Source organism: Pandoraea pulmonicola, from assembly GCF_000815105.2.
GTDB classification, from domain to species: domain Bacteria; phylum Pseudomonadota; class Gammaproteobacteria; order Burkholderiales; family Burkholderiaceae; genus Pandoraea; species Pandoraea pulmonicola.
The window spans coordinates 2,248,777-2,272,781 of sequence record NZ_CP010310.2; the positions used below are offsets into that span (position 1 = coordinate 2,248,777).

22 protein-coding genes are annotated in these 24,005 nt (G+C 66.4%); 18 read left to right on the top strand and 4 right to left on the bottom strand.

Annotation, left to right across the window (positions count from 1 at the left end; all coding sequences use genetic code 11):
* Nucleotides 1–85 precede the first annotated feature (85 nt).
* From truA to hisC, 12 genes are all read left to right on the top strand, one after another.
* Nucleotides 86–886 (top strand): tRNA pseudouridine(38-40) synthase TruA, encoded by an 801-nt coding sequence (gene truA / locus RO07_RS09880; RefSeq protein ID WP_039410321.1) that lies wholly within the window; start codon nucleotides 86–88, stop codon nucleotides 884–886.
* Nucleotides 883–1,548, top strand: a complete 666-nt coding sequence (locus tag RO07_RS09885; protein ID WP_039410324.1) for a phosphoribosylanthranilate isomerase — start codon at nucleotides 883–885, stop codon at nucleotides 1,546–1,548. Before truA ends, RO07_RS09885 begins: the two co-directional genes overlap by 4 nt.
* 60 nt (nucleotides 1,549–1,608) lie before the next feature.
* Nucleotides 1,609–2,811 (top strand): tryptophan synthase subunit beta, encoded by a 1,203-nt coding sequence (gene trpB / locus RO07_RS09890; RefSeq protein WP_039410327.1) that lies wholly within the window; start codon nucleotides 1,609–1,611, stop codon nucleotides 2,809–2,811.
* Nucleotides 2,812–2,868: 57 nt separating this feature from the next.
* A complete protein-coding gene (locus RO07_RS09895; RefSeq protein WP_084072539.1) occupies nucleotides 2,869–3,798 on the top strand; it encodes a DNA-methyltransferase in 930 nt (309 codons plus the stop codon).
* Nucleotides 3,752–4,576, top strand: coding sequence for a tryptophan synthase subunit alpha (gene trpA / locus RO07_RS09900; protein WP_039410329.1), 825 nt, complete (start codon nucleotides 3,752–3,754; stop codon nucleotides 4,574–4,576). The genes RO07_RS09895 and trpA overlap by 47 nt, the downstream gene beginning before the upstream one ends.
* A 136-nt stretch (nucleotides 4,577–4,712) precedes the next feature.
* Nucleotides 4,713–5,594: an acetyl-CoA carboxylase, carboxyltransferase subunit beta gene (gene accD / locus RO07_RS09905; protein WP_039410331.1), complete on the top strand. Its 882-nt coding sequence runs from the start codon at nucleotides 4,713–4,715 to the stop codon at nucleotides 5,592–5,594.
* Between the two features lie 206 nt (nucleotides 5,595–5,800).
* Nucleotides 5,801–7,099, top strand: coding sequence for a bifunctional tetrahydrofolate synthase/dihydrofolate synthase (gene folC, locus RO07_RS09910; protein ID WP_039410334.1), 1,299 nt, complete (start codon nucleotides 5,801–5,803; stop codon nucleotides 7,097–7,099).
* Nucleotides 7,100–7,212: 113 nt separating this feature from the next.
* Complete coding sequence (locus RO07_RS09915; protein ID WP_039414948.1) at nucleotides 7,213–8,190, top strand: SPOR domain-containing protein; 978 nt, start codon at nucleotides 7,213–7,215, stop codon at nucleotides 8,188–8,190.
* Nucleotide 8,191: 1 nt separating this feature from the next.
* Nucleotides 8,192–9,160 (top strand): CvpA family protein, encoded by a 969-nt coding sequence (locus tag RO07_RS09920; RefSeq protein ID WP_052267175.1) that lies wholly within the window; start codon nucleotides 8,192–8,194, stop codon nucleotides 9,158–9,160.
* A 55-nt stretch (nucleotides 9,161–9,215) separates the two neighbouring features.
* Nucleotides 9,216–10,736 (top strand): amidophosphoribosyltransferase, encoded by a 1,521-nt coding sequence (gene purF / locus RO07_RS09925; protein WP_039410335.1) that lies wholly within the window; start codon nucleotides 9,216–9,218, stop codon nucleotides 10,734–10,736.
* 333 nt (nucleotides 10,737–11,069) lie between these two features.
* On the top strand, nucleotides 11,070–12,257 hold the full coding sequence (locus RO07_RS09930) for an O-succinylhomoserine sulfhydrylase (protein ID WP_039410337.1): 1,188 nt from the start codon (nucleotides 11,070–11,072) through the stop codon (nucleotides 12,255–12,257).
* 15 nt (nucleotides 12,258–12,272) lie between these two features.
* On the top strand, nucleotides 12,273–13,343 hold the full coding sequence (hisC, locus tag RO07_RS09935) for a histidinol-phosphate transaminase (protein ID WP_039410339.1): 1,071 nt from the start codon (nucleotides 12,273–12,275) through the stop codon (nucleotides 13,341–13,343).
* A 61-nt stretch (nucleotides 13,344–13,404) separates the two neighbouring features.
* Here the strand turns inward: hisC and RO07_RS09940 are convergent, their stop codons facing one another.
* The 4 genes from RO07_RS09940 to RO07_RS09955 form a co-directional block, all read right to left on the bottom strand.
* On the bottom strand, nucleotides 13,405–14,742 hold the full coding sequence (locus RO07_RS09940; protein WP_084072540.1) for an MFS transporter: 1,338 nt from the start codon (nucleotides 14,740–14,742) through the stop codon (nucleotides 13,405–13,407).
* Nucleotides 14,743–14,794: 52 nt separating this feature from the next.
* Nucleotides 14,795–16,543: a phosphoethanolamine transferase gene (locus tag RO07_RS09945; RefSeq protein ID WP_115088849.1), complete on the bottom strand. Its 1,749-nt coding sequence runs from the start codon at nucleotides 16,541–16,543 to the stop codon at nucleotides 14,795–14,797.
* 304 nt (nucleotides 16,544–16,847) lie between these two features.
* Nucleotides 16,848–17,186, bottom strand: coding sequence for a tRNA-binding protein (locus RO07_RS09950; protein WP_039410341.1), 339 nt, complete (start codon nucleotides 17,184–17,186; stop codon nucleotides 16,848–16,850).
* Nucleotides 17,187–17,228: 42 nt separating this feature from the next.
* Nucleotides 17,229–18,038 carry an AraC family transcriptional regulator gene (locus tag RO07_RS09955; protein ID WP_052267178.1) on the bottom strand — a complete coding sequence of 270 codons (810 nt, stop codon included), beginning with the start codon at nucleotides 18,036–18,038 and terminating at the stop codon, nucleotides 17,229–17,231.
* A 285-nt stretch (nucleotides 18,039–18,323) separates the two neighbouring features.
* On the opposite strand from RO07_RS09955, the gene ssuE reads away from it, so the two are divergent.
* The 6 genes from ssuE to gltX all read left to right on the top strand — a co-directional run bounded on the left by ssuE (nucleotide 18,324) and on the right by gltX (nucleotide 23,980).
* A complete protein-coding gene (ssuE, locus tag RO07_RS09960) occupies nucleotides 18,324–18,917 on the top strand; it encodes an NADPH-dependent FMN reductase (RefSeq protein WP_039410343.1) in 594 nt (197 codons plus the stop codon).
* Nucleotides 18,918–18,931: 14 nt separating this feature from the next.
* Nucleotides 18,932–20,083, top strand: coding sequence for an FMNH2-dependent alkanesulfonate monooxygenase (gene ssuD, locus RO07_RS09965; RefSeq protein ID WP_039410346.1), 1,152 nt, complete (start codon nucleotides 18,932–18,934; stop codon nucleotides 20,081–20,083).
* 94 nt (nucleotides 20,084–20,177) lie between these two features.
* Nucleotides 20,178–21,071: an aliphatic sulfonate ABC transporter permease SsuC gene (gene ssuC, locus RO07_RS09970; RefSeq protein WP_084072541.1), complete on the top strand. Its 894-nt coding sequence runs from the start codon at nucleotides 20,178–20,180 to the stop codon at nucleotides 21,069–21,071.
* Nucleotides 21,068–22,087 (top strand): ATP-binding cassette domain-containing protein, encoded by a 1,020-nt coding sequence (locus RO07_RS09975; RefSeq protein ID WP_039410349.1) that lies wholly within the window; start codon nucleotides 21,068–21,070, stop codon nucleotides 22,085–22,087. Before ssuC ends, RO07_RS09975 begins: the two co-directional genes overlap by 4 nt.
* 63 nt (nucleotides 22,088–22,150) lie before the next feature.
* Nucleotides 22,151–22,366, top strand: coding sequence for a TOBE domain-containing protein (locus RO07_RS09980; RefSeq protein WP_010807342.1), 216 nt, complete (start codon nucleotides 22,151–22,153; stop codon nucleotides 22,364–22,366).
* 219 nt (nucleotides 22,367–22,585) lie between these two features.
* A complete protein-coding gene (gene gltX, locus RO07_RS09985; RefSeq protein ID WP_039414966.1) occupies nucleotides 22,586–23,980 on the top strand; it encodes a glutamate--tRNA ligase in 1,395 nt (464 codons plus the stop codon).
* Nucleotides 23,981–24,005 lie beyond the last annotated feature (25 nt).

The window sequence follows — 24,005 nt, forward strand, 5'->3', positions numbered from 1 at the left end:
CGTAGTTTGGGGCGCCCGTAGGTTGGGCGCCCGTTTTTCTTTTTACCGCAGGCGCGCCGCGGGGCGCGCATCACGTTTGGCGCATATGCGAATCGCACTGGGCATCCACTACGACGGCACGGCGTTTTCCGGCTGGCAATCGCAGCCGCACGGCAACACCGTGCAGCAGGCGCTCGAGGCGGCGCTGCGCGAATTCGGCGGCGTTGCGCTGCCGACGACCGTCGCGGGCCGTACCGACACCGGTGTGCACGGCATCGGCCAGGTCGTGCATTTCGACACCGAGCTGGATCGCGCCATGTTCTCGTGGGTGCGCGGTGTCAACGCGTTCCTGCCGAAGACCGTCGCTGTGCAATGGGCGCAGGCGATGCCCGACGACTTCCACGCGCGCTTTGCCGCGTTCGAGCGCACGTATTTCTATGTGCTCTACGTGCATCCGGTGCGCTCTCCGTTGCTGGATGGCCGTTGTGGCTGGCTGCACACGCCGCTCGACCTCGATGCGATGCGCAGCGCGAGCCAGGCGCTCGTCGGGGAGCACGACTTCTCGGCGTTTCGTTCGTCCGAGTGCCAGGCCAGGACGCCCGTAAAGCACCTGTACGCGATCGACATTGAACAGCAGGGGCATTTCTTCGTGTTCCGGTTCCGCGCGAGCGCGTTCCTGCACCACATGGTGCGCAACATCATGGGATGCCTCGTGGCGATCGGTCGGGGACGCCAGTCCGCAAGCTGGATGGCGGATGTGCTCGCGAGCCGCGACCGCCGTCAGGCCGCGCCGACGTTCATGCCCGACGGCTTGTATCTGGCGCGCGTGGGGTATCCTGATCGTTTCGCGGTGCCCGAGCCCAACTGGGCCGCGTGGCCGTTTCCGATGCCGTGGGGCAGTGCATGAAATCCCTCAACACTCGTACGCGAATCAAGATTTGCGGCCTGTCGCAGCCGGCTGACGTCGATCATGCCGTCGCGCTCGGTGTGGACGCGATCGGCCTCGTCTTCTATCCACCCAGCCCGCGTTTCGTGGACCTGACGCGCGCGGCCGAGCTCGCTCGCCGGGTGCCGCCGTACGTGAGCGTGGTAGGCCTGTTCGTCAACGCGACGGCCGACGAAATCGCCCGTACGGTCGAGGTCGTGCCGCTCACGAGCCTGCAGTTTCACGGTGACGAGACGCCCGAGCAATGCGCGGCGCTCTCGGCGGCGGCCGGACACCGTCCGTACCTGCGCGCCATGCGTATCGGCCCTGAGACGAAAAACAGCGGCGATTTGCTACAATTCGCCAACGCATACACCGCCGCGCAAGGCCTCTTGCTCGACGCCCTGGTGGAGGGCTACGGTGGTGGAGGAAAGGTCTTCGATTGGTCACTTATTCCAAAAGACATCGCGCGTCGGGCCGTTTTGAGTGGTGGCTTGAACGCACACAACGTTGCTGATGCCATCCGGCAGGTGACGCCGTACGCCGTCGACGTGTCGAGCGGTGTGGAGGCGTCACGGGGCGTGAAGGATCCCGCCCGCATGACGGCGTTCGTGCACGCGGTGCGTGCCGCCGACGCCGAATGAGCAACCCGCCGGTGCGACGGCCGCAAGGGCCCGGCACCGGTACTGCGAAGAGTGACGACCATGTACGATTTACCTGACGCCCGCGGCCATTTCGGCCCGTACGGCGGTGTCTTTGTGGCCGAGACGCTGATTCACGCGCTCGACGAATTGCGCGACGCGTATGCCAAGTACCAGCGCGATCCGGCCTTCCTCGAAGAATTCCATTACGAACTGAAGCACTACGTCGGCCGTCCGTCGCCGATCTATCACGCCAAACGCTGGAGCCGCGAACTCGGCGGTGCGCAGGTGTACCTCAAGCGCGAGGACCTGAACCATACCGGCGCGCACAAGGTGAACAACGTGATCGGTCAGGCGCTGCTCGCGCGTCGCATGGGCAAGCGCCGTGTGATCGCCGAGACGGGGGCCGGGCAGCATGGCGTGGCGACAGCCACCATCGCCGCGCGCTTCGGCATGGAGTGCGTGGTCTACATGGGCGCGGAAGACGTCAAGCGCCAGGCCGCCAACGTTTATCGCATGCAATTGCTGGGCGCGACCGTCGTGCCTGTGGAGTCCGGCTCCAGGACGCTCAAGGACGCGCTCAACGAAGCCATGCGCGACTGGGTGACGAACGTCGAGAGCACGTTCTACATCATCGGCACGGTGGCCGGCCCGCATCCGTACCCCATGCTCGTGCGCGATTTCCAGAGCGTGATCGGCGAGGAGTGCAAGGTGCAGATGCCCGAGCTCGCCGGCCGTCAGCCGGATTACGTGCTCGCCTGCGTCGGCGGCGGCTCGAACGCGATGGGCATTTTTTATCCGTACATCGACGTGCCGGACGTGAAGCTGATCGGCGTGGAAGCGGCCGGCGACGGCATCGAGACCGGCCGTCACGCGGCGTCGATCATCGGCGGCACGCCGGGCGTCCTGCATGGCAACCGCACGTACCTGCTGCAGGATGCGAACGGCCAGATCACCGAGACGCACTCGATCTCGGCCGGGCTGGACTATCCGGGCGTGGGGCCGGAGCATGCGTGGCTGCACGACATCAAGCGCGCCGAGTACGTCGGCATCACCGACACCGAGGCCCTCAAGGCATTTCACGATTGCTGCCGGATCGAGGGCATCATCCCCGCGCTGGAGTCGAGCCACGCGCTCGCCTACGCGTGCAAGCTTGCGCCGACGCTGCCGAGCGACCAGATCGTGCTGGTCAATCTCTCGGGACGCGGCGACAAGGACATGCACACCGTGATGGCGCTGGCGAAGCCGGCGCCCGAGGGCGCGTGAGCGCGTAAGCGGCGTCGCGAGACTCCCCACTGATCCGACAAGGTAACCGGAACCAGCATGACCGATCTGAGCGATCGCAAGGCAAAAAATGACGTCCTCGGGACCGAGCGTCCCCTGGACGCCACCGAAGCCGCCGCCGCACGACTCGAGGCCCTGGAAGCGGCCGGCGAGCTGCGCGCGCGTTGGGCGCCGGGCGACATCACGTTGCGTCATGCGGACTTCCTGCAGCATGTGCACGAACTGGAAGACGGCAGCGTCGACCTGATCCTTGCCGACCCGCCGTACGGGCTCGGCAAGGACTACGGCAACGACTCCGACAAGCGCTCCGGCGAGGACTTCCTCGGCTGGACGTACGGCTGGCTGGAAGCGGCGATTCCGAAGCTCGCGCCGCGCGGCTCGCTGTATCTGTTCTGCACATGGCAGTACGCGCCCGAGCTGTTCGTGTTTCTCAAGCAGCGCATGCTGATGATCAACGAGATCATCTGGGATCGCCGCGTGCCCAGCATGGGCGGAAGCACGCGGCGCTTCTCGTCGGTGCACGACAACATCGGCTTTTTCGCGGTCTCGAAGGACTATTACTTCGACCTCGATGCCGTGCGCGTGCCCTACGACGCCGCAACGAAGAAGGCGCGTTCGCGTCGCATCTTCGAGGGCAGCAAGTGGCTGGAGCTGGGGTACAACCCCAAGGATCTGTGGTCGATCTCGCGATTGCACCGGCAAGACCCCGAACGCGTCGATCATCCGACGCAAAAACCGCTGCATATCATCGAGCGCATGGTGCTGGCCAGTTGCCCGCCCGGTGGGCTCGTGCTCGACCCCTTCATGGGCAGCGGCACGACTGCCGTGGCTTGCGCGCTGCACGGCCGACGTTTCGTCGGCTTCGAGCTCAATGCGCACTACCACGCGCTCGCCAACCAACGACTTCAGAGACTTTCCGATCATGTCCCGCATTCAAGCGACGTTCCAAGCCTTGCAAGCGCAGGGTAAGAAGGGCCTCATCCCGTTCATCACGGCCGGCGATCCCGAGCCGGGCTGGACGGTCAAGCTGATGCATGCGCTCGCGGATAACGGCGCCGACGTCATCGAGCTCGGCGTGCCGTTCTCCGATCCGATGGCCGACGGTCCGGTCATCCAGCGTGCTTCGGAGCGCGCACTCGCCCGCGGCGTGAGTCTGGCCGAAGTGCTCGGCTACGTGGCCGCCTTCCGTCAGACCAACGACCGCACGCCGGTCGTGCTCATGGGCTACGCCAATCCGATCGAGGCGATGGGGCTCGATGTCTTTGCCGAGCGCGCCGCCAAGGCCGGGGTGGACGGCGTGCTGGTCGTCGACTATCCGCCCGAGGAGGCCGAAGACTATGCCGGTGCGATGCGCGCCCGTGGCATGGATCCGATCTTCCTGCTTGCGCCGACGTCGACCGAGGCCCGCATCGCCGCGGTGGCCCGCCAGGCGAGCGGCTATCTGTACTACGTCTCCCTGAAGGGGGTGACCGGGGCGGCCAGCCTCGATCTCGCCAGCGTGGCCGCCAGGATCCCCGAAATCAAAGCGGCAGCGGCGTTGCCGGTCGGTGTCGGCTTCGGGATTCGCGACGCCGAGACGGCCCGCGCCATCGCGTCGGTGGCCGATGCCGTGGTCATCGGCAGCGCCATCGTGCAACGGCTGGAAAGCACGCCGCGTGATCCTGAGGGCCAGAACGCGGTAAAATCGCTGGCTGAATTCATCGGCGGTATCCGCCAGGCGCTCGACGAGGGGGCCAAATCCGCGTAAATTGCGGCGTAAATTCGCGCCCAAGGGCGCGCAACGGTGTGAAGTCGCCCGGTGAACGCTGAATTGAAACGGCCGTGTAATACGGCCGCCAGAAACGCCCGCTCCTTATGGTGCGGGCGTTTGCCAAGGAGAAACTATGAGCTGGCTCGACAAGCTGCTGCCCCCGAAGATCAAGCAAATGGATCCGACGCAGCGCAACAAGAGCATCCCGGAAGGGCTGTGGATCAAGTGCCCGTCGTGCGAAGCGGTGCTGTATCGCAACGACGTGGAAGCGAATCTGCACGTTTGCCCGAAGGAAGATTGCAATCATCACATGCGCATCGGCGCGCGCGCGCGTCTGGACGCGCTGCTCGATTCCGAAGGCCGCTACGAGCTCGGCCAGGAGATCGTGCCGGTCGACGCGTTGAAGTTCAAGGACAGCCGCAAGTACCCGGACCGCATCAAGGAAGCGATGGACGACAGCGGGGAGACCGACGCGATGGTCGTCATGGGCGGCGCGATCCACACGCTGCCGGTCGTGGTGGCGTGCTTCGAGTTCTCGTTCATGGCCGGCTCGATGGGTTCAGTCGTCGGCGAGCGTTTCGTACGCGGGGCACAGAACGCGCTGGAGCAGGGCGTGCCGTTCATCTGCATCACCGCTTCGGGCGGTGCGCGTATGCAGGAAAGCCTGCTCTCGCTCATGCAGATGGCCAAGACCACGGCGATGCTGACCAAGCTGGCCGACGCCAAGCTGCCGTTCATCTCCGTGCTGACCGACCCGACCATGGGCGGCGTGTCCGCCAGCTTCGCCTTTCTCGGCGACGTGGTGATGGCCGAGCCCAAGGCGCTGATCGGCTTCGCCGGTCCGCGCGTGATCGAGCAGACCGTGCGCGAGAAGCTGCCGGAAGGCTTCCAGCGCGCGGAATTCCTGCTGCAGAAGGGCGCGATCGACATGATCGTCGATCGTCGCAAGATGCGCGAGGAAATCGCCCGTCTGATCGCGCTCATGCAGTGTCAGCCGGCCGACGCGGTCGCCTGAACCCGATGTGCACGACATCTGTCGTGCGAAACGCGTGACGCGCGCCGTGGCGGCGCCACAAAAGGCAGTACAACGGCGTAGAATGCCGTGACGCCACGCCATCACGCAGTGCCGCGCAAGCGACACCTGAACGCATTACTTCGCAGAACCCGAAGCGCGGACGTCACTTGGTTACGTCCGCGCTTTGCATTTCTGCCCGCACATTCATGCCGACATACTCCACTCTCGACGCCTGGCTCGCCCATCTGGAAACCGCCCATCCCGTGGGCATCGACATGGGCCTCACGCGCATCGGTCGCGTCAAAGAGGCGCTCGGATTGAAATTCCCGTGTCCTGTCTTCACCGTCGGCGGCACCAATGGCAAGGGTTCGACCTGCGCGATCATCGAGGCGATCCTGCTGTCCGCCGGTTATCGCGTCGGCTGCCACACGTCGCCACACCTGCTCACGTTCAACGAGCGCGCCCGCGTGAACGGCGAGATGGTCGACGACGCCACGCTGCTGCCGCACTTCGAAGCCGTCGAGCGCGCCCGCACGAGTTTCGACGAACCCGTCTCGCTCACGTACTTCGAATTCACGACGCTCGCGATCATGCATCTGTTCGCCACCGCCGGGCTCGACGCCGTGATTCTCGAAGTCGGCCTGGGCGGACGGCTCGATGCCGTGAACATCGTCGACGCCGACTGCGCGATCGTCACGAGCATCGACATCGATCACGCGCAGCACCTGGGCGACACGCGCGAGGCCATCGCCATCGAGAAGGCGGGCATCTTCCGCGCGGGCAAGCCGGCGATTTGCGGCGATCCCATGCCGCCCGCCACACTGCTCGCCGAAGCCGAGCGCATCGGCGCCGACCTGTGGCGCTTCGGGCGCGACTTCAACTACCAGGGCGATAAGCAGCAGTGGAGCTACGGTGGACGTCACATGCGCCGTCCGGCGCTGGCCTATCCGGCGCTGCGCGGCGCGAACCAGTTGCTCAACGCGTCGGCGGCGCTCGCGGCGCTCGAAGCGATGCGCGCCGAGTTGCCGGTCTCGGCGCAGGATATCCGGCTGGGGCTTGCTTCCGTCGAACTGCCGGGACGCTTCCAGGTGCTGCCGGGGCGTCCGGCCGTGGTGCTCGACGTGGCGCACAATCCCCACGCGGCCGCCGCGCTCGGTCACAATCTCGACGGCATGGGCTTCTTTCCGTACACGTACGCCGTGTTCGGGGCGATGGCCGACAAGGACATCGAGGGCGTGTTGCGTCACCTCGTCGACAAGGTCGATCACTGGCGTTTGTGTGCGCTGCCGACCGAGCGTGCGGCGAGCCCGGCGCTGCTCGAAGAGAAGCTGCGCGCCGCCGGGTTCCACGAAGACGCCGATCATTCGGTGGAAACCTTCGAATCCCCTGAGAAAGCCTACGCCGCCGCGCTCGAGCAGTGCGGCGAGAATGATAGAATCTTGGTTTTTGGATCGTTCTTTACGGTGGCGGGTGTGATGTCGCACCGCAAATTGCAGCGCCATTGAACGTGTACGGTGCGCGGCCGTGACATTTGCTTACGAGAAATGTCATGCGCATGACGCACCGGATGCGAGATGATCAGTCCAACGACGCGAGTTTCGACCTGAGCCAAGGGCCTATGGGATTGTTTTCCTTCCGCAAGAAAGACGCCGAAGCCGTTCCCCCGAAGCGCGGTAGCCGCAGGAGCGGCCGCACCGGCACCCGTACGGCGGGAGGGGGCGAGTACAGCGAGCACGAGCAGCTCGACCCGCTGTTGCCCGAGAAGCAGCGCGCGCGCCGCCGTCTGGTCGGCGCGCTGGCGTTGGTGCTCGCCGCCGTCATCATTTTGCCGATGGTGCTCGCGCCCGAACCGAAACCGACGGCCGACGACATCGCCATCCAGATTCCCGGCAAGGACGCCAATTCGCCGCCCGTGCGCGTGAAGCCGAAGGCGGCCGCGCCGTCGACCGACGCGTCGCTCGACAAGGGCGAGGAGACGGTTGACGGCAACGCATTGGCGAACAACGCCGCCAAGCCGTCCACATCCACGCCGGCACCGGCGCCGACGGGTCTGCCGCCTTCGTCATCGTCTCCCGCACCGGCCGTCGTCGCCGTGTCGCCCACGCCGAGCACCGTGCCGGAGCCGTCGGTCGCACAGGCCAAGCCGGATCACAAGGCGGACGCCAAGCCCGAGACCCGCAAGCCTGAGCAACACGCGGACGCCAAACCCGCCGCCAAGCCGGCCGAGTCGCACGACACGGCCAAGGCGCAAGCCAAGCCGCAGAACAACGTGGCCGATCCGATCGCGCAGTTCGCGCAGAACAACACCAAGCCCGCGAAGGCCTCGGACTCCCACGACAGTGCCCAGAAGCCGGCCGCCTCGGGCGGCAAGTATCTGGTGCGCATCGGCGCATTCTCGACGCAGGATCGCGCGCAGGCGTGGCTGGTCAAGCTCAAGCTGGTGAATGTGCCGAGCTACATGGTCAAGAGCACCGTGGACGGTCGCGAGCTGTATCTGCTGCGGGCGGGGCCGTTCTCCGATCGCGCGAGCGCGGAGGCGGCGGGCAAGAAGATTCGCGACGCCGGGTTGACCGCCCAGGTCGCCGAGGCGGGCTGAGTTGGGCGATTCGGTGCACGGCGGTCTGTTGACCGTGGTCGATTACGCGGCCATTGCCATCCTGATCGGATCGATGTTGCTGGGCATGCTGCGTGGGCTGGTCCGCGAGCTGTTCAATCTGGTCGGCTGGGTCGTGGCGTTCTTCGTCGCGCGCGCCTTCGGGCCGACGGTGGCGCACTGGCTGCCGGCCGATCTGCCCGGCGGCGAGATGACGCAGGGCGCGCTGGGTTTCCTGCTGGTGCTCGTGGCGGTGGTCTTTGGCGCCGGTATCGTCAGCGCGCTCGTCGGACGCATGACCGATCTGATCGGCCTGCGTCCGGCCGATCGCGGTCTGGGCATGTTGTTCGGCATCGTTCGCGGCGCTCTGCTCTTGATGTTGTTGATGGTCGCCGCCAGATTGACGGCATTGCCGCAGCAACCGGCATGGCAGCATTCGTTGACGCGCCCGTGGGTCGAAGCCGGACTGGAGCGGTTGATGCCGTATCTACCCGAGCCGGTGCAGCACTATCTGCGCAAGCCCGAAGCCGCCGTGCCTGGGGGGCCCAGCGTGCCGGGTGTGAATTCGCTGAACGTGCCGATTCCGTTGCCGCAACTGGAACCTTATCGGGGTTCGCCGGCACCGTCGCCAGGCACGCCCGAGGCGCCGAACGCGCTGCCGCGGGGCAGTGGTCAGGGCGCGTCCGCGGGTCGCGCAATTCAGACGGGGCAGGGCGGACAAAGCGGCATCGGCAGCGTGGGTGAGACGGGTATGCAGGGTGCGCAGGCGCAGCCGGTCGGCCAGCGCACACGGGGCGACGGCGCCCGGGCGTCGGGGATTTCGGCCCTTATGGGCGGGGACATGATGCACAGCGGCCGGGGATTGACGAGTCAGGGCGGCTCGGGTGCCGCCGGGGCGCAATCGCAGGGATGGGGCATGCGCAGCGGCGGATCGGCCGCGCCGTCGACCGGCCTGCAGAAGGTTTCCGAATGACGGATAATACAGTCCGTTTGACGCAGATTTCGATGTTTTTTGAAGGATTCATGCCATGTGTGGCATCGTCGGTGTAGTCTCCAAATCCCCGGTCAATCAGTTCATCTACGATAGCCTGCTGCTGCTGCAGCATCGCGGCCAGGACGCCGCGGGCATCGCCACGACGGATGGCCAGTCGTTCTACATGCACAAGGGCAACGGCATGGTGCGCGACGTGTTCCGCACGCGCAACATGCGCGATCTGCCGGGCACGGTCGGCATCGGCCAGGTGCGCTACCCGACGGCCGGTTCGTCGAGCGCCGCACAGGCCCAGCCGTTCTACGTGAATGCCCCGTACGGCATCGTGCTCGCGCACAACGGCAACCTGACGAACTGGGAACAGCTCAAGGACGAGATGTTCCGCGTCGATCGCCGCCACATCAACACCACGTCCGACTCCGAAGTTCTGCTCAACGTGCTCGCCCACGAGCTGCAGGAAAGCTCGCGCGACGGTCTTTCCGTGGCGTCGCTGTTCCAGGCCGTGGGCAAGGTGCACGGGCGTCTGCGCGGCTCCTACGCGATCGTCTCGATCATCTCGGGTTTCGGTCTGCTCGCGTTCCGCGATCCGAACGGTATTCGTCCGCTGTGCATCGGCCGCTTCGATGGCCCGAACGGCACGGAGTGGATGGTGGCCTCCGAGTCGGTGGCCCTCGAAGGCATGGGTTTCGCGTTCGAGCGCGACGTCAAGCCGGGTGAGGCGATCTTCATCAGCAACGATGGCGAGCTCACGTCGCAGCAGTGCTCGCAAGCCGCGTCGATGCATCCGTGCATTTTCGAGCTCGTGTATCTGGCGCGTCCGGATTCGGTGCTCGACGGCGTGCCGGTCTACGATGCACGTCTGCGCATGGGCGACTACCTCGCCGAGAAGATCCGTCGCGAGATCGACTACAAGGACATCGACGTCGTCATGCCGATTCCGGACTCGAGCCGTCCGGCGGCGATGCAGGTTGCCAAGCGCCTGGGCCTGAACTATCGCGAAGGCTTCTTCAAGAACCGCTACGTCGGCCGCACGTTTATCATGCCCGGCCAGGCGATGCGCAAGAAGTCGGTGCGTCAGAAGCTCAACGCGATGCGCGTCGAGTTCAAGGACAAGAACGTGCTGATCGTGGACGACTCCATCGTGCGCGGCACCACCAGCCAGGAAATCGTGCAGATGGCCCGCGACGCCGGTGCCCGCAAGGTGGTCTTCGCATCGGCGGCGCCTCCCGTGAAGTTCCCGAACGTGTATGGCATCGACATGCCCACGCGCAGCGAACTGGTGGCCCACGATCGCAGCGACGAAGAAGTGGCGCGCATTATCGGCGCGGACGAACTGATCTATCAGGACGTCGAAGACATGAAGGCCGCGGTGCGCGACATCAACCCGGCGCTGACGGACTTCGACGCGTCCTGCTTCGATGGCAACTACATCACGGGCGACGTCACGCCGGAGTACCTGAACCGCCTGGAGCAACAGCGCAAGGCGCCGAAGGCCCCGGCCGTGGAGAGCACCGAAGCCGACGAAGGCGAGCCGCGCGGAGCGCAGCTTGGCCTCTGAGGCCGGTCGGGCCAGGTCCGACACCGCCGGCAGCCCGGGAAACCCCGGGCCGGCCGGCGGGGCGGGGCAGGCGGAGGGGATTTTTCTTCTTCGCCGGCAACGTGCTACACTGCATCACACGTCGATTTGATTTCAGCTTGCGGACGTGGGGGAACATCCCCGAAACAGCTAAAGCGAGGCCTAGACAGATGGATTTCGAGCCCGTTTTGCTGACAAGCGAAACGGGCTTTTCTTTTTTCGGGCGACGGTCCGGCCACCGTAATGCAGCCATGTGCAGCCATGGACTGCACCACGGTGACGGACGGCGGCCCCGGTACAACGACGAGACACACGATGGATTCCTTCGACTTCGATACCCTGGCGGTGCGCGCGGGCACGCAGCGCTCCGAGTTTGGTGAGCACTCCGAGGCGCTGTATCTGACCTCGAGCTTTGTCTTCAAGAGCGCGGCCGAAGCCGCCGAACGTTTCGCGCATTCGGAGGAGGGCTTCACCTACTCGCGCTTCACCAACCCGACGGTGTCGATGTTCCAGGATCGTCTCGCGGCGCTCGAAGGCGGCGAGGCTTGCATGGCGACGGCTTCGGGCATGAGCGCCATCGTCTCGGTCGTGATGACGGCGCTCTCGGCCGGCGATCATCTCGTGAGCTCGCAGAGCATCTTCGGCTCCACGCTCAACGTCTTCTCCACGATCTTCAGCCGTTTCGGTATCGAGACGACCTTCGTCGACCCGACCGACCTCGACGCCTGGCGCGCCGCGATCCGTCCGAACACGAAAATGTTCTTCCTGGAGACGCCGTCCAATCCGCTCACCGAAATCGCCGACATCGCGGCGATCGGCAAGATCGCGAAGGAAGCCGGTGCGCTCTTCGTCGTGGACAACTGTTTCTGTACGCCGGTGCTGCAGCGTCCCATCGAATTCGGCGCCGATGTCGTGGTGCACTCCGCGACCAAGTACCTCGACGGCCAGGGCCGCGTGCTGGGCGGCGCCATTGTCGGCAGGAAGGACTTCGTCATGGGCAAGATCTTCACGTTCGTGCGCAGCGCGGGTCCGACCCTATCCGCGTTCAACGCGTGGGTGCTGCTCAAGGGGCTGGAAACGCTGTCGTTGCGTGTCGAGAAGCAGTCGGCCAACGCGCTGGCCGTGGCCCAATGGCTGGAGCAGCAGCCACAGGTGGCGCATGTGTACTACCCAGGGCTGCCGTCGCATCCGCAATACGAACTCGCGCAGCGCCAGCAGAAGTCGGGCGGCGGCATCGTCGCGTTCGAGCTCAAGGGCGCCACGCCGGCCGAGCAGCGCGAGAACGCCTGGCGCGTGATCGACAACACCCGCGTGTGCTCGATCACCGGCAACCTCGGCGATACGCGCACGACCATCACGCATCCGGCGAGCACCACGCACGGCCGCATCACGCCCGAGGCGCGCGCCGCGGCGGGCATCACCGAGGGCCTGATCCGTCTCGCCGTGGGGCTGGAGTCGCCGGCCGACATCCAGGCCGACCTGGCGCGCGGTTTCGCGAACTGAGCGAGGGCTGAAGTCATGAGTCGATTCTGGAGCGCGGGCGTTGCCGATCTGACGCCCTACGTGCCCGGTGAGCAGCCGCAGATGCAGCGGCTCGTCAAACTGAACACCAACGAAAATCCGTACGGTCCGTCGCCGCGCGTGCTCGCGGCGATTCGCGATGCGCTGGGCGAGACCGCCGATGCGCTGAAGCTGTATCCCGACCCGGATGCGCGCCGTTTAAAGCAAGCGATTGCGCAGCGCTTCGGCCTGGAAGTCGCCAACGTCCACGTCGGCAACGGTTCGGACGAAGTGCTGGCGAATGTCTTCCAGGGGCTGCTCAGGCACGACCTGCCGATCCTGTACCCCGATATCACGTACAGCTTTTATCCGGTGTACTGCGGGTTGTACGGCGTGGCGTTCGAGACCGTGCCGCTTACGGCGTCGTTCGAGATCCGCGTTGACGACTATCTGAAGCCGAACGGCGGCATCGTCTTCCCGAATCCGAATGCGCCGACCGGGCGCGCGCTGGCCACGGGCGAGATCGAGCGCCTGCTCGCGGGCAACCCGGATTCGGTCGTGGTGATCGACGAGGCCTACATCGACTTCGGCGGCGAGACGGCGGCGACGCTGATCGCGAAGTATCCGAATCTGCTCGTGGTGCAAACGCTGTCGAAGTCGCGCTCGCTCGCGGGCTTGCGTCTCGGCTTCGCCATCGGGCATCCGGATCTGATCGAAGCGCTCGAGCGTGTGAAGAACAGCTTCAACTCGTATCCGCTCGACCGTCTCGCGCAGGCGGCGGGGGTGGCGGCCATCGAAGACGAGGCGTACTTCGACGAGACGCGTCAGGCGGTGATCGCCAGCCGCGAGGCATTGACCGGACGCCTGAGCGCGTTGGGCTTCGAAGTGCTGCCGTCGAAGGCGAACTTCGTGTTCGCCCGCCACCCCTCGCACGACGCGGCGGCGCTCGCCGCCGCGCTGCGCGAGCGCTCGATCATCGTACGGCACTTCAAGCATGCGCGCGTGGCGCAGTTCCTTCGCATCACGGTCGGTACCGAGAGCGAGTGCCGGGCGCTGACGCAGGCGCTTGGAGAGATTCTGGGCGCTTGAGCCCTGACGCCGGAGCGCTCGACGAAAGCCGGTGCGAGAAATTGCACCGATTTTTTTGTGCTCAATGTGCATCCCGACGTGCGGCGCTCGCAGCGCTGTCGAGCGATGCGAGCCGTGCCGCGCGTGACGACGCGATGATGGCGAGTTGCACGGCGAAGCCCGTCGCCATGCCGACGAGGCACGCCCGGGCGCCGAACGTCGCGGCCAGCGACGCGCCGAGGAATGCCCCCAGTGGCCGCGCGCCGAACGTGGCCGTCATCGTGGCCGCCGACACGCGCGCGATCAGGCCGGCGGGCGTGACGACCTGGCGCAGCGACGTCGTCGAGATAGTCCACACGATCGGCCCGAAGCCGAACAGGAAGAACGCGCCGAACACGATGGCGTAGGCCGCCGCACCGCCCGACAGCCACCACGTGCTTGCCATCAGCAGCGCGGCGAGGCAAGCGCACACCGGGCCGAGGAGAATCTGACGGCCGAACGTCAGGCGCGCCGCGAGCCGCGCATACCCGAACGCGCCGCACACCATCCCGAAGCCATACACCCCGAGCGCAATGCCGACGGTCTGCGCCGTGAACGCCAGCGAGTGAATCGCGTAATAGGCGAACACGGCCAGCAGCAGATACCAGGAAGTATTGAAGACGAAGGCCGTCATGACGATCGGGCGCAGGTAGCCGTTCACCGCGATGAAGCGGATCCCTTCCGTCAGTTCGCGGACGAAATGGCGGTGCGAAGCCGGCCGCGGCGCTTCGCGAGGCAGACGCGACAGGCAATACGCGCTGGCGAGCGAGAGCACGAAGGCGCCGGCGAACGCCGGTGTGCCGGCGGCCCAGCCGGCGAGCACGCCACCGAGTGCCGGCCCCGCGGTAAATGCCACGCTGCGTGCGATTTCCAGCTTCCGGTTCGCCGCGAGCAGATCGCCGGCGCCGACCAACGAGGCGACCAGCGAAGGCGCTGCCGCACCGAAGACGACCGTGCCCGTCGCCATCGCGAAGCCGAGCACGGCCAATGCCGTGAGCGTGAGTGTGCCTGTGCGGAACAACGCGAAGAGCAGCAGCAACGCGAGCGCGCGCAGCAGTTCCGTCGCGATCATGAGCGGCTTGCGGCGATAGCGATCCGCGAACACGCCGGCGGGGAGCGACAGCAGAAGGAAGGGCAGTGTGGTGGCGCCCTGCAGCGAGGCGGTCTGTCCGGCGGAAGCGCCGAGGGCGATCACCGCCACGATCGGAATGACGGCGAGCGTCATCTGCTCGCTGAATTGCGCGGCGAGATTCGCACGCGAAAGATCGGTCACCAGTGCGGGCACAGGCACCGCGTCACGCGCTGCGGGCGGTATCGCGGCGCCCGGTCGGGCGCTCGCTGGACTGTCGTTGATTGCGTCTCGTGAGGTGCCGTCTGCCATCGAATCTGCTCCTTGCGGCGGGAATGCCTGCGGAGCAGTCTAGGCGGATCCGTCAGCGCGAACGCTCCGTTTCTTGCGATTGAATTGGCGCTGCGGCGGAAATCGCCGTCGCTGCCGCCGATTTTGCTGCCAATGAAGACGCCGATGCTGCTGCCAATGAAGACGCCAAAGGCGATGGCACGTACTTCTGCCCGTTGATGTGCCGTGCCGTGGGTGTGAAGGCATCGCTCAGCACGTCGTGGGCGGCGTCGTAGTACGTCGTGTCGATGTCGAGCAGACCCAGCACGGTATGTTCGAGCCGGTCGGTCTGATAGGGCCTCGTTTCGAGCGAAGCACGGGTGCGGGCGTCCGTGGCATCGCGCGTCCACACGATCATCGGGATCTCGTAGCCGGACGCGTCGGAGACCGACTGCCCCGTGTGATTGCGTGTATGTCCGACTTCCTGCGCGTGGTCGGAGGTGAACAGCAGACTGGCGTCCGTGGTGGCGTTGGCCCTGGCTGTCGCCGCCATCGTCTTGCGGATGAGGCCGGCGACGACGAAGTCGTTGTAGGCAATGGCGTTGTCGTACTCGTTGCGCAGGCGTCTGACCCACCGCGAGCGTCCCTGCGCTTCAAGGTGAGCCATCACGGCATCGTGGGTATTGTCGAAGCGCGCGAATTCCTTCGGATACCGCATGCCGTAGGTGGGATGCGCGCCGAGCAGATGCACGACGATGAGCTTGCGCGGGGCATCGTCCGCGAGCGCTGCGTCGAATTCGGGCAGCAGATTGCCGTCGAAATTGTTCTCGCCGCGCCCCAGGCCTTTGTTGATGAACACGCGCTCGTCGGCGCGATTGGCGACGAGCCCGAGCCAGCCGTCGTTGGGCACCTGGTTCGAGATCCAGTAGGTGCGATAGCCCGCTTCCTTGGCGAGCATCACGAGATCGGGCTGGCGGGTCCAGGCCTCGGGATCGTCGAGGCTCGCGGGCGTGAGCATCTTCATGAGCGAGGCCATCGTTGCCGGCTCCGACGACACCACGTCGCGAAACACGGTCAGGTGTTCGCGCAACGAGTCGAGCATCGGCGTGGTGTTGCGGGCGTAGCCGTAGAGCGACATGTTGTTGCGGTTCAGACTCTCGCCGATCACCCACACGACGGTCTTGTTCGCCGGCCCGCGATAGCGCACCCGCCAGTCGCCGCGCTGCGCCATGTTGGCCGCCAGTTCGCGTTGCAGCTTGTCGGCGTGCGCGAGCTGCGTCTTGTAGTCGAGATAGCGGATCGGCCAATAGAGCAGAGGATTCTCCTTGGCCATCGTCGGGTTCAGGTGCAGCGTCAGGAAGCTGGCGAGCAGCGTGGCCACGGCGATCTTGCTGCCGCGCCGCATCGGCAACGAGGGTCGTGCGGCCTCGGCGCGCGACAGCCGGTGCTCGAGGGCGGCAACGCCTGCCATGATCAGAACGAAGGCGGCGCTGGCTTCGAAGACGTCGCGCCAGTTGTGCCGGAAGAACTCGCCCGTCTCCGACGGATTGGTGTTGAACACCGCTTGGAGCACCAGCAAATGATTCGGCCGCATGCCGAAGTAATCGCGCAGGAAGCCCTTGGTGGCGGCATCGAGAAAGAAGAGGGCAATCACGCCGAGCGTCGTCGCACTCAGCCAGACGGGACGCGCGCGCAGCAGCAGGCACAGGCCCGCGAGCCCGGGCAGCGCCGTGATCATGAGCGCCGAGCTCTTGGCGAATTCATTGGCGCTCAGCATGCCGACCGCCCAGAAAACACTCAGCCCGCCGAGACCCAGGCACAGCCGATATAGCAATGATTTCAAAATTGTCTCCCCCAGATTCCGCACTGCCGCGGTCACGTCGTTGGCAGACCGAATCAGTGCGATCCGCCATGGTACGTGCAGCGCTGCGGCATTCGACCACGGATTGTGCAATTGGTGTCGGAGGCGTGCAATTTTTTAGACGAACGGCGGTCGCTTTTGATCGCCGGAGTCGCGCGGAAGGCCCGGAAGCGGCATGGCCTGGCGACTCACGTGCGAGGAGGAGGGAAGACGTGCGCTTCGCAACTGCCGGGGAGAACGCCCGGCCCAGCGTTGGCGCCCCGCACAGGGGGCGTGCCGGCGCGTCTCAGTGCAAACGGGCGCCGTTGGGCACGGGACGCTCCACGCCCGCGAGCACAATGGCGCCTTGTGCGTCGGCAAAGCCCGTCACGAGCACTTCCGAGGCGATTCCGGCAATGCGCTTCGGCGCGAAATTGCACACGCACAGCACCTGGCGTCCCACGAGCGATTCGGGCGTGTAGTGCACGGTGATCTGCGCGCTCGACGTCTTCACGCCCAGTTCGCCGAGATCGACTTCCAGCACATAGGCCGGTTTTTTCGCCTTTTCATTCACGCGCGCGGCGACGACGGTGCCCACGCGCAATTCGATCTTCTCGAAGTCCTGCCACTCGATGGTCTCGGCCATGTCCTCTTCCTTCCTGAATCGATGGATGACGAAACGGGAAGACTAGCGCGACGGCGTGTCGGGCGGCTTGTGAAATTCGGCAGACGGCGTGCGGACGTGCTGCCCGCGCCGCCAGGCGGCAGGCGTGTGGCCGAAGTGCTGGCGGAACGCGTGGGTGAGGGCGCTCTGATCGTTGAAGCCGACGTCGAGCGCGATGTCGGCGAGCGGCGCGTCGGTGGTCGAGAGCAATGTGGCGGCGCGTGCCAGGCGCAGCCGCATCAGGTGGCGGTGCGGGGTCTCGCCGGTCATGGCGACGAAGCACTCGTGGAAGTGCCGCACGCTCATGCCGGCGTCGCGCGCCAGCGTGGCGGTGTCGGGCGGTGTGGCGAGATCGGCCTGCAGCCGCGCGTCGACACGGGCCAGATCCAGCCGCACCGTCCGCAGCGCGTGGCGCGCCGGTGCGAGCCGGGCCATGAGCGCGTCGAGCCATTCGCGCACGACGGGATCGCTCTCGCTGAGCGGACGGCCCGCGTCCACCCCGGCCGCAATGCGGCGCGCCAGCGCCAGCAGCGACGCATCGAGCGAAAAGAACGCTTCGCGGGCAAACGCGCGCGCGGCGCCGGTCACCGCCGCGAGTCGCACGGGCACATCGAGCACGACCTGCCGGTTCGGCCCGTCGCCGCGGTAGTCGTGGCGCACGCCGGCCGGGATCACCACGCCGTTGCGCGCGCCCACGCGGCCATATTGCGCGGCGTCGCCGTCGAGCGAAATCGCCATGCGCCCGGACAGCCCGATCACGACCTGATGGAAGTCGTGCGTATCGCTGCTTTCGGTCGGGCTGTATTCGCGCAGTTCGAGGATCGGGGCGGACATGGCCGAGGAAAATCGTACGAAACACCGTGCCGGGGAATAAGGCGAGAACGGTGCATGACTACAGGTTATGAAAAAACGCGCAAAGCTATCCCGGATTCATTGGTTCGGACGCGCGGGACGCCTCGCTACACTGGTTCACCAATGGCCGGGAGACCCCCGGCCCACATCGGGTGTCAGCGGGTGTCAGGCGTGCGTCGCGCTGCCTGCGCGCATGCGGTGTGCTTCGTTTTCACAGGGCCGGCGCAGGCGACACGCGCGAAACCGGCCCGTCTTTGGCAGGGAAGTATGACATACGCCGTCACGATCTCGGGCAGCCCGTCGGCCGCCTCGCGCAGCGCCCGCTTGCTGCGCTTCGTCGAACACGAGCTGGCTGCGGCCGGCATCGCCGTGCGCCGCATCGACATCCGCGCGTTGTCGCCGGCAGCGCTGCTCGCGGCCGACACGTCGCACGACGACTTGCGGCACGCGCTCGCGCAGGTCGCCGGCGCCCAGGCCGTGGTGGTGGCGACGCCCGTCTACAAGGCTGCCTACAGCGGTCTGCTCAAGGCCTTTCTCGACGTGCTGCCGCAGGACGGCCTCGCCGACAAGCTCGTCGCGCCGTTCGCCACGGGCGGCAGCCCGGCCCATTTGCTGGCCCTCGACTACGCGCTCAAGCCCGTGCTCTCGGCGCTGGGCGCGCAGCACATCCTGCGCGGCGTGTTCGCCGTCGATCAGCAGGTCCCCAAGGAAGACGGCGCGCTGCTCGACGGTGCGATTGCCGAGCGGCTGAGCACGACCGTCGATCAACTCTCGCAGTGGCTGCACGAGCGCGAAGTGATCCGCCAGTGGCCAGCAGCCAACGCTCGCCCGGGACTTGCCCGCGCGACGCTGGCCGCCTGACGACCGGAGCACGCATGCAAGTCTTCTGGTTCATTCCCACGCACGGCGATACACGCTACCTGGGCACGTCCGAAGGGGGACGCGTCTTCGATTTCGATTATGCGCGTCAGATCGCCAGTGCCGTCGATGCCCTCGGCTACGAAGGTGTGCTGCTGCCTACCGGCCGCTCGTGCGAAGACGCCTGGGTGACGGCATCGAGCCTCATCGGCGCGACGCGTAATCTCAAGTTTCTCGTGGCTGTGCGCCCGGGTATCGCCTCGCCCGCATTGACCGCGCGCATGGCGGCCACCTTCGATCGCCTGTCGGGGGGCAGACTGTTGATCAACGTCGTGACCGGCGGCGACGCGGGCGAACTCGAAGGCGACGGCTTCTTCGCCGATCACGCCGAGCGCTACGCGGTGACCGACGAATTCCTGCGCATCTGGCGTTCGCTGTTCGAGAAGTCGCACACCGGCGAGAGCGTCGATTTCGAAGGCGAGCATCTGCGTGCGAAGGGCGCGAAGCTGTTCTTCCCGCCGGTGCAGTCGCCGCACCCGCCGCTCTATTTCGGGGGCTCGTCGGAAGTCGCGCGCGACATCGCGGCCGAGCAGCTCGACGTCTACCTGACGTGGGGCGAGCCGCTTGCCGACGTGGCCGAGAAGATCGCCGACGTGCGGGCGCGCGCGGCGAAGCTCGGTCGCACGTTGCGCTTCGGCCTGCGGTTGCACGTGATCGTGCGCGAGACCGAAGACGAAGCGTGGCGCGCGGCCGATGCGCTCATCAGCAAGCTCGACGACGAGACCATCGCGCGCGTGCAGGCGCAGTTCGCGAAGATGGATTCGGAAGGGCAGCGGCGCATGGCGGCGCTGCACGGCGGACGCCGCGACAAGCTCGTGATCGCACCGAACCTGTGGGCGGGCGTGGGGCTGGTACGCGGCGGTGCGGGCACGGCGCTCGTGGGCGACGGGCCGACCGTGGCGCAGCGCTTGCGCGAATACGCCGAACTGGGCATCGACACGTTCATCCTCTCGGGCTACCCGCATCTCGAAGAAGCGTATCGCTTCGCGGAGCTGGTGTTTCCGCATCTGCCGCGCGACGTGCGCGAGCGGCTCGGCGGCGCACCGCTCGCCGGCCCGGTCGGCGAGTTGATGGCCAACAACCTCGTGCCGCGCGCATCGCAGAGCTGAATCGAACATTGAACGGAACGCGGACGGGCCGTTGCGCGACGGTCACCCGCATGAAGCATGAATACGGGCTGCGCCAGCCCCAGGAGAAATTGGCATGACGCAATCGATTTCGGCCGACGCCATCAACGGCGGCGGCAAGCAGTACGGCAACGGCACACCCGCGACATCCGCGGCGGCGGGCGCTGCCACCAGCGGCGCGCTGCAGCGCGTCTGGCGCACTGGCGCGCGACGCCTCGCGCCGTGGATCGTGCCGATCGTCCTCGTCGTGGTCTGGCAGGTCGCCGCGCAGGCCGGCTGGCTCTCCACGCGAGTCCTTCCCGCGCCCTCGGCCGTGGTCGACGCCGCCTGGCAACTCGCCGTGAGCGGACAGATCTGGCGCGACATCGGCGTATCGACGGGGCGCGCGGTGATCGGTTTTCTGATCGGCGGCGGCCTGGGGCTGTTGCTCGGCATGCTCACCGGCCTGTCGCGCGTGGCGGAGACGGCGCTCGATTCGTCGTTCCAGATGCTGCGCAACATTCCGCATCTGGCGCTCATTCCGCTGGTGATCCTGTGGTTCGGCATCGACGAGAAGGCCAAGCTGTTCCTGGTATCCATCGGCGTGTTCTTCCCGATGTACCTGAACACGTATGCCGGCATTCGCGCCGTCGATCCGGCACTCGTGGAGATGGCGCGCAGCTATGGCCTGCGTGGCTGGGCGTTGTATCGCGACGTGATTCTGCCGGGCGCGCTGCCGTCGATTCTGGTCGGCGTGCGCTTCTCGCTCGGGTTGATGTGGGTCACGCTGATCGTGGCCGAGACGATCTCGGCGCAGTCGGGCATCGGCTATCTGACGATGAACGCGCGTGAATTCCTGCAGACCGACATCGTGCTTGTGGGGATTCTCCTGTACGCGCTGTTGGGCAAGCTGGCGGACGTGCTGGCCAAGGAATTGGAATTTCGCTGGTTGCGCTGGCATCCGGCCTTTCAACGAGGAACCGCCGCATGAGCGCACAACAATTCGCCCCGCTCGCGGGCGTCGACATCGAAGCGGAATGGACGGCCGAACAGCGCGCCGCTGTCGCGCCGTCTCTCGATCCCCAGGCCGATCCGTTCGGCACGCAATTGCCGCTTGGCGCGAAGGTCGGCGCACGTACCGCGCCAGGCAACGCTCCCGCCGGCGGCACGAATCTCAAGGTGGTGCATTCGACGGACGAGGTCGCGGCATCGGGGCTTCGGATCGAAGCCGTCGGCAAGCGCTATGGCGCCCGCTCCGTGCTTTCCGACTTCTCGCTGTCGATTCCGCGCGGCGGCTTCGCCGCCATCGTCGGCCGCAGTGGCTGCGGCAAGTCGACACTGCTGCGCCTCATTGCCGGACTGGAGACGCCGGATGCCGGACGCATCACGCTCGACGGACAGGCGCTCGGCGGCAAGTCCGGGGCGGCGTCGGCCAACGTTGCCACGCGCATCATGTTCCAGGACGCGCGTTTGCTGCCGTGGCGCACGGTCCTGCAGAACGTGGCGCTCGGCCTGCCGAAGTCCTCGCATGCGCAGGCGCTCGAAGTGCTGCGCGAAGTCGGCCTCGCCGAGCGTGCGCACGACTGGCCAAGCCAACTCTCGGGCGGTCAGCGCCAGCGCGTGGCGCTCGCCCGGGCACTGGTCCATCAACCCGATCTGCTGCTGCTCGACGAGCCGCTGGGTGCGCTCGACGCGCTCACCCGCATCGAGATGCATGCCCTCATCGAACGCCTCTGGCGCGCCCATGGCTTCACCGCGCTGCTGGTGACGCACGACGTGCAGGAAGCCGTGGCGCTCGCCGATCGCGTGGTGCTCATCGAGCAGGGCCAACTGGGCCTGGACCAGACCGTGTCGCTGGCGCGCCCGCGCGCTCGCGGCAGTGCCGAATTCGCCGGACTCGAGGCACAGGTGCTCGCGCGCGTGCTGCAAACCGAGCCGTCCACCACGCAGCACGCTGCCGCTCCCGAACCGACGTGGCCGGCCGCGACCGTGCGCTGGGCGGTCTGAGGGCGCTCGACTGACGCTTCTTTCCTATTTCTCGTTCACTTTTTCCGTACATTGGAGTCCACCATGGGTATCACCGCCATCAACGTCCGCAACCAGTTCAAGGGTCGAATCCGCGAAATCCTGCGCGGCCCGGTACTCTCCGAGGTCGATGTCGAGACGCCGAGCGGCATCGTCACGTCGGTCATCACCACGCGCTCGATCGACGAATTGCGTCTGGACGTCGGCTCCGAGGTCGTGGCGCTCGTCAAGGCCACGGAGGTCTCGCTCGCCAAGCTCTGAGCGCGCTGCCGCAGACCGAAGGCGGGGATTCGTCGGACGCGCGTACGAGGGAGGCGTCCGACGGCCCTGGCAGGAAATTCCGAGCTGGGCTCGGACTGTGCCGCGAATGCACGCACTCGGCTGATATAATGACGGCTTCCGAATGTTGGCGACCCGCCTGCGCGAGACCCTCCGCCGCGGGCGTTTTTGTTTGTCGCCGACGCGATGCACCGAAGCCAAATCATGACCACTGTCCGCACCCGCTTTGCGCCTAGCCCGACCGGATTCATCCATCTGGGCAACATCCGTTCCGCTCTCTATCCGTGGGCCTTCGCGCGTCACAACGCCGGCGCCTTCGTGCTGCGCATCGAGGACACCGATCTCGAGCGCTCGACGCCGGAAGCCGTGCAGGTCATTCTCGAAGGCATGGAATGGCTCGGCCTGGATTACGACGAAGGCCCGTTCTACCAGATGCAGCGCATGGACCGTTATCGCGAGGTGCTGCAGCAGTTGAAGGACGCCGGCCATGTCTATCCGTGCTACATGAGCGTGGAAGAGCTCGACGAACTGCGCGAGCAGCAGCGCGCGCGCGGCGAGAAGCCGCGCTACGACGGCCGTTGGCGTCCGGAACCGGGCAAGGTGCTGCCCGAGCCGCCGGCCGGCGTGCAACCGGTGCTGCGCTTCAGGAACCCCCTCACGGGCAGCGTCGCGTGGGACGACGCCGTGAAGGGCCGCATCGAGATCTCGAACGAAGAGCTCGACGACCTCGTGATCGCGCGTCCGGACGGCACCCCGACGTACAACTTCTGCGTTGTCGTCGACGACATCGACATGGACATCACGCATGTGATTCGCGGCGACGACCATGTGAACAACACCCCGCGTCAGATCAATATCTTCGAAGCGCTGGGCAAGCAGCCGCCGGTCTACGCGCATCTGCCGACCGTGCTCAACGACCAGGGCGAGAAGATGTCCAAGCGCAACGGTGCGATGAGCGTCGTGCAGTACCGCGAGGAGGGTTTCCTGCCCGAGGCCGTGGTGAACTATCTGGCGCGTCTGGGCTGGGCACACGGCGACGCCGAAGTGTTCTCGCGCGAGCAGTTCGTCGCGTGGTTCGACCTGGAGCACCTGGGCAAGTCGCCGGCGCAGCACAATCCGGAAAAGCTGCTGTGGCTGAACAACCAGTATCTGAAGCAGGCCGATGACGAGCGCCTGGCGGGTCTCACCGAGCCGTTCCTGCAGAAGGCGGGCGTGTCGATCGAAGGCGGTCCGTCGCTTGCCGGCGTGGTCGCGCTGTTCAAGGATCGTGCGAACACCGTCAAGGATATCGCCCAGAGTGCGGAGATGTTCTATCGCAAGCCCGCACCGTCGGATGCCGACATGGCCCAGCACATGACCGACGCCGCCCGCGCCGCCGTGAAGGATCTCGCCGGGGCGCTCGCCGCCTTGCCGGAGTGGAAGAAGGAGGCGATCTCGCCGGCGTTCAAGGCGACGCTCGCACAGCACGGCATGAAGATGCCGCAGCTCGCGATGCCGGTGCGTCTGCTCGTCGTGGGCACCACGCACACGCCGCCGATCGACGCGGTGCTCGAATTGCTCGGTCGCGATACGGTGCTCGGGCGCCTCGGCGCGTGAGGTGCTGACGCCGGACACGGCGGAC